The organism is Brevundimonas sp. GN22, from assembly GCF_054824005.1.
Genome location: NZ_JSYD01000128.1, coordinates 1 through 4,864, shown reverse-complemented (window position 1 = coordinate 4,864; position 4,864 = coordinate 1). Strand labels below are relative to the sequence as shown.

Below are 4,864 nucleotides of genomic sequence, written 5' to 3'. Positions count from 1 at the left end.
TGCTTGGCTTCCGACGAGGTCAGCGCCTTAAGGCCGTCCAGCTCTTCCTGAAGTTTGTTGTATTCTTCAGTGATGACCATCTCTTCCAGACGGGCCAGTTGGCGCAGTCGGGTGTCGAGGATGAAGTCGGCCTGAACCTCGGTCAGGTTGAAGCGCGCAATCAAGGTCGCCTTGGGCTGCTCGTCCTCGCGGATGATGCGAATGACCTCGTCGAGGTTCAGAAACGCAACCCGCAGGCCTTCAAGCAGGTGCAGGCGCTTCTCGATCTTGGCGATGCGCCACTGCGAGCGACGGTTCAGAACCTCGCGACGGTGATCGAGGAAGGCCTTGAGGCATTCCTTCAGACCCATGACGCGCGGCGTGCCCGTGGCATCCAGCACGTTCATATTGATCGGGAAGCGAGCTTCCAGATCGGAGAGCTTGAACAGGCTCTCCATCATCATCTCGGGCTCGATGGTGCGGTTCTTCGGCTCGAGGATCAGGCGGATGTCTTCCGCCGATTCATCGCGCACGTCGGCCAGCAACGGGGCCTTCTTGTTTTCGATCAGGTCCGCCAGCTGTTCGATCAGCTTGGACTTCTGAACCTGATACGGAATCTCGGTGATGACCACGCGCCAGACGCCGCGACCAAGGTCTTCGGTCTCCCACTGGGCGCGCACGCGCACGCCACCGCGACCGGTCTCATAGGCTTCGCGGATCGAGGCAGCACCTTCGACCGAAACGCCACCCGTCGGGAAGTCCGGCCCCGGGACGAACTGCATCAGGTCGTCGGTGTTCGCTTCCGGCTTATCCAGCAGCAGTTGGCACGCGTCGATCAATTCGCCGACGTTGTGCGGCGGAATCGACGTCGCCATACCCACGGCGATGCCAGATGAGCCGTTAGCCAGCAGGTTCGGGAAACCGGCCGGCAGAACGACCGGCTCTTCGTCCTGATCGTCATAGGTCGGACGGAAATCGACCGCGTCCTGATCGATACCTTCCAGCAGCAGAACCGCAGCGGGCGTCAGCTTGCACTCAGTGTAACGCATGGCCGCGGCGCTATCGCCGTCGATGTTGCCAAAGTTACCCTGACCGTCGACCAGCGGATAACGCTGGGCAAAGTCCTGAGCCAGACGCACCAGCGCCTCATAGATCGAGGCGTCACCATGCGGGTGGTATCCACCCATGACCTCACCCACCACCTTGGCGCACTTGCGCGCCGCAGACTGCGGGTTCAGGCGCATCTGGTGCATGGCGTACATGATGCGGCGGTGAACGGGCTTGAACCCGTCACGCACATCCGGCAGCGCACGGTTGGTAATCGTCGAGAGCGCGTAGGCCAGATAACGGCGCGAGAGCGCCTCGGCCATCGGTTCTTCGACGATGCGGCCGCCGTTAGGCGGTGTGGTGTGAACGGTCATACGAAATCGAATCGAGGATCAGGACGAATAAGTCTAGCCCACTCTGTCACGCGCTTGGGGGTGACGGGGGAAAAGTCGTGGCTTTCTTGCCGTGCCACGCATCCAGACGGGCCAGAACGTCCGCCATCGTGTCGGCGTAGAAGAGATTATAGGGCTTGGCCTTTCGGCGATCCGTCCACGCCCGTTGCTCGCGGAAAGATTCCGACTTGAGCGGCGTATTGCGCAGAAAACCCTCGCGGCATTGCGCAGTAACAGCGCGGTCGATGAATGCTGGCCGCACGCCCCATTCCAGACCGGTCGCGTTGGCGGCCCCCAGATGCAGTCGCGGATCGGTCTTTTGCTCGTTATCGGAGCCGCTGACCTGGTTCACGCAAATGATCGGCCTGTTGCCGGATTCGACCAGCCGACCCTTCTCGTCCCAGAACAGCGCTCGACGCTGACGTCTGGAAATCACGCCTGTGGCACCCTCATCGACCATAGACCACGCCACCAGACATCCGCTCTGCTCGCGACGCGAACAGACCGGAAGCTTGATCGCATCGGCCGGCACCATGGTGTCCATCATATAAGCCACAGCCAGACGCTGCTTCAGCGCTGCGTCGGGGGCAACCCGATCCCTAAGGAGCCGCGCCAATAGTTCGCCGCCCTGCTCTACGCCAACCAGGACAATCGGACCGTCAGGATGGCGGGCGATCCAATGATTAAATGCAGCCTCCACATCGTGATAGGCAAAGGCACGCGCTTCACGCGCATCCTCGCGCAGCGTCAGGCGGCTATAGAGGCTCCCTTGACGATAAAGAGGGACTGAAACCGATCCTGCCACTGCAAACGGTGCCGCAAAGTTCGGCAGGACCACTCGGTGGAGATAGGTATCTGCCTTTTGATCGCCGATCGGACCATTCCATTCCTGCCCGCCGTCATAGGTAGTGGAATGCAGGAAGAAGACCGACGCATCCTTTGCTCCGTTGATGCGAACATCCCGCATCGCCCAGGCTTCATTCTGGGAATAGTCGGGCGCAGCCGGAGGCGTATAGGTCTGGAACGGGACTTTCGGGTCCAGCGCCGCCCGCAGGATATCCCCGCGCCACACAGCCAAAGCCAGAAGCAGCAGAAACAGCAACGCAAACAGCGACAACCGCACCCAGTGCTTAAGGCTCAGGCGACTACGCATCAGCGGTACGGGTCCTCGGTAGCCAGGAAGTTCTGCACATAGCGGCGAACCCCTTCTTCAAGCGGCGTCGATTGCCCATCGTATCCGAGCGCCCGCAGTCGATCCATTTTGGCCTCGGTGAAGTACTGATACCGGTCACGAATGACTTCGGGAATGTCGATGTAGGTGATCTTTGGCTCCTTGCCCGCTGCGGCAAAGGTGGCTTTCGCAAGATCAGCGAACGAACGTGCACGACCTGAACCTGCGTTGAAAACGCCACTGATTTCAGAACGTAACAACAGCCAGTTGATAATCGACACGATGTCTTCAACGAAGACAAAGTCGCGCAACTGTCCACCATCCGCATAATCGGGACGGTGCGACTTGAACAGACTGACCGTCTCGTCTGCCGCAACCTTGGGCCAGATTTGCGCGATCACCGACTTCATGCCGCCCTTGTGACCTTCGTTGGGGCCATAGACGTTGAAGAACTTTAGGCCTGCCCATTGCGGCGGAGCCTGCTTGCGCTCTGCTTGGCGAACGGCGTACTGATCGAACAGATATTTCGAGTATCCATAGGCGTTTAGCGGACGAAGCTTCGCCAGACTCTCAAGATCATCCTGATCGTCGAAGCCCTGATCACCCTCGCCATATGTCGCAGCTGAGGACGCGTAGATCATCCGCACATCACGGATCGAGCACCAATCCCAGATGTCACGCGACAGGCTGAAGTTCGTGCGCATGATCAACTCGGCGTCCGGCTCGGTCGTCGAGGAAATGGCCCCCATGTGGATCACGGCCTCGATGCGGTCGGCATGGCGCTCCAGCTGCTCGAACATCTCCTCCGGTTCCCAGAAGTCCGCGATCTGGTGCTTGGCGATGTTCTTCCACTTGCCCAGATCAGCCGTTTCCAGACGATCACAAACGACAACATCCCACGCGCCGCTATCGCACAAGCTGGCAACGATGTTCGAACCGATGAAGCCCGCGCCTCCCGTGACGACAATCATGCGCGGGATCATGCTGGCTTCTCCGATGTGTTCTTCATTTTCTCAATCGTCTTGGTGGTGGAATAGCCGTCTTCAAAGCTGGCCAGTCGGACTTCCCCGCCCCAGCTTTCGACCTCGGCCGCACCGACGACCTGTTCTTTGGTGTAGTCGGCGCCCTTGATAAGTACGTCGGGCCGCAGGCGCTTGATAAGCTCCAGAGGGGTCTGCTCGCCGAAATAGGTGACGCCATCGACGCTGGCCAATGCGCCGATAACTGCGGCGCGACTGTCCAGATTGTTCACGGGGCGCGTTGGCCCTTTGAGCGCGCTGACCGAGGCATCGGTGTTCAGAGCCACGACCAAGCGGTCGCACCAACTGCGGGCCTGCGCTAGATAGGCCACGTGGCCACGGTGCAGAATATCGAAACAGCCGTTGGTAAAGCCAACCTTCAAACCCTCGGCCTGCCAACGGCTAACCTGATCGGCCAGCGCATCGGCTTCGCTAAGGCCGTTTCCGAAGGCGTGGACGCCCTCGCCGCCCTCTTCGTCCAGCAGTTCCTGCGGGGTGACAACAGCCGTGCCGGCCTTGCCGACCACAACGCCCGAGGCCAGCAAAGCGAACTGAACAGCTTGCTCCAGAGACATTCCCGCCCCCAGCGCGAGGCCAAGTGCCGCTAGGGCGGTGTCACCCGCACCCGACACATCGAACACTTCACGTGCTCGGCCTGGGAAGTGCACAACTGCCTCGCCATGGCGGATCATGGACATGCCCTTACCCGCCCGCGTGACCACGACAGCCTTGACCGAGGTCGTGTCTAACAGGGCTTGGAGCGCGGCCTCGACCTCTTGGTCGGTGCCAACGGGCATGCCGGTTGCCCCTGACAGTTCGCTGGCGTTGGGCTTGATCAGGTCGACAGAACCGTAACGCGCAAAATCGGTGCCCTTGGGGTCAACGATTACCGGGGCGTTGAGCGCAGCACCCGCCGCCAGTGCTGACTGGATCAGGCCGTCATCCACCACGCCCTTGGCATAGTCCGACAGCAAGATAGCCGAAGCGCCCGCAAACACCGTAGCGTCCGCATACCCGGCATGGGGCGCAGCCTCTTCATCCAGACGCAGCAACTGCTGACCAGACGAGACGAAGCGAGTTTTGACGATGGTGTCAGCACCTTCCGGACGCGTCAGGACGTCGTCGATGCGGTCTTCGCCAGCGATAAGAGCAGCCAACTCGTCACCAGCAGCATCTCGGCCAGCAACTGCGCCCAAGCGGGCGACGGCACCCATGGCCGCGACATTGCGGGCCACATTGCCCACCCCGCCCGGCAT

At 60.8% G+C, this 4,864-nt stretch carries 4 protein-coding genes; all 4 read right to left on the bottom strand.

All coding sequences use genetic code 11. From position 1 onward, the window contains the following. Positions 1–1,400 (bottom strand): DNA topoisomerase IV subunit A (gene parC / locus OB03_RS14010; RefSeq protein ID WP_461344568.1); only part of this gene is annotated, 1,400 nt, incomplete at its 3' end. 46 nt (positions 1,401–1,446) lie between these two features. Further along, complete coding sequence (locus OB03_RS14005) at positions 1,447–2,571, bottom strand: DUF3089 domain-containing protein (protein WP_242913371.1); 1,125 nt, start codon at positions 2,569–2,571, stop codon at positions 1,447–1,449. Beyond that, entirely contained in the window at positions 2,571–3,572 is a 1,002-nt protein-coding gene (rfaD, locus tag OB03_RS14000) for an ADP-glyceromanno-heptose 6-epimerase (RefSeq protein ID WP_461344567.1), read from the bottom strand. Before rfaD ends, OB03_RS14005 begins: the two co-directional genes overlap by 1 nt. Further along, on the bottom strand, positions 3,569–4,864 hold a 1,296-nt coding region (gene rfaE2 / locus OB03_RS13995), incomplete at its 5' end, for a D-glycero-beta-D-manno-heptose 1-phosphate adenylyltransferase (protein WP_461344566.1). The genes rfaE2 and rfaD, both read right to left, overlap by 4 nt.